The 224-nt window shown below is 75.4% G+C and carries 1 protein-coding gene; it reads left to right on the top strand.

The genetic code is table 11. The annotated features are described in order from the left end of the window. On the top strand, positions 1 to 224 hold a 224-nt coding region (locus VTU_RS24995), incomplete at both ends, for an aldehyde dehydrogenase family protein (RefSeq protein WP_010099608.1).

The raw sequence follows: 224 nt of genomic DNA, 5'->3' as shown, positions 1-224 counted from the left end.
GTCGCCGACGCGCGCGTGCAGGGCGTGCTGTTCACCGGCTCCATCGAGGTGGCGCGCACCCTGCAGCGCGCGCTCGCCGGGCGGCAGGGCGCGGCGCGCCACCCGATCCCGCTGATCGCCGAGACCGGCGGGCAGAACGCGCTGATCGTCGATTCGTCCGCGCTGGTGGAACAGGTGGTGGGCGACGTGCTCGCGTCCGCGTTCGACAGCGCGGGCCAGCGCTG

This window comes from Verminephrobacter aporrectodeae subsp. tuberculatae At4, assembly GCF_000193225.1.
Lineage (GTDB): Bacteria > Pseudomonadota > Gammaproteobacteria > Burkholderiales > Burkholderiaceae_C > Acidovorax > Acidovorax aporrectodeae.
Note: the sequence above shows the minus strand (reverse complement) of the source record. Positions and strands in the feature narration are given on the sequence as shown.